Origin of the sequence: Prevotella sp. S7 MS 2 (assembly GCF_000762865.1) — a bacterium.
In the GTDB taxonomy this organism is placed as follows: domain Bacteria; phylum Bacteroidota; class Bacteroidia; order Bacteroidales; family Bacteroidaceae; genus Prevotella.
The window spans coordinates 1-939 of sequence record NZ_JRPT01000124.1; the positions used below are offsets into that span (position 1 = coordinate 1).

Annotated in this window: 1 protein-coding gene; it reads left to right on the top strand. The window is 38.3% G+C overall.

From position 1 onward, the window contains the following. On the top strand, nt 1-917 hold a 917-nt coding region (locus HMPREF0671_RS11655; RefSeq protein ID WP_036901026.1), incomplete at its 5' end, for an IS30 family transposase. Nucleotides 918-939: the final 22 nt, after the last annotated feature.

The following is a 939-nucleotide window of genomic DNA, read 5'->3' on the forward strand; positions in this document are numbered from 1 at the left end:
ACACAATTTTTGTGCTACTCCAAAATGGAATTATATTAAAAGATATTGCGAAAGCAATAAAAGTATGTCCAAGTACAGTATCTCGTGAAATAAAACGTAATAGTGGAACCAGAGGAAAGTATAACTGGAAAACTGCCCAAGCAAATGCTGTTCTCACAAAGCGAAAAACTCCCGGCAATCATTCAATCAAAAAGGATGTTATGGATGAGGCGAAACGTCTTCTTATCACAGAAGAATGGTCTCCGGAACAAATATCTGGTGTATTGGCTAAGGAAGGCAAGTATATTAGCCATGAAACCATATATCGTATGATACGTAAGGACAAGGCAAAAGGTGGAACACTATATAAACTCTGTCGTCACAAGCTAAAGCATCGTGCCAAGCCTGTTGGTAGCAGACGTATATCCATACCCAATAGAACAAGTATCAGCGAGAGACCTACTGAAGTTGACGGAAAACGCTTTGGGGACTTCGAGATGGATACAATTGTTGGAAGAGGAAATCATGGTGCTATTGTGACACTGATAGAACGCAGTACAAATATACTATTTATGAGAAAACTTAAAAAGGGAAAGAATGCCAAGGAGTTAGCACGCACTGTAATACATTTGCTATCTCCATTCAAAGAGCATGTCAAGTCTATTACAACGGACAACGGCACAGAATTCGCTTGCCATGAAATGATAAGCAAAAGCCTTGGTGTCACCGTCTATTTTGCTGACCCATACGCTTCATGGCAGAAAGGGGCTATAGAAAATGCTAACGGACTGATTAGACAATACGTGCCAAAAAAAGAAACGTTTGAGCATGTCAGTCATCAACAAATAACAAAGTATTCAAAGAAAATTAACATGAGACCAAGAAAGAAATTAGAATTTAGAACACCACATGAGTGCTTTTACGAACTAATTAAGTAAATTTGCACTTGCTTGTTGAATT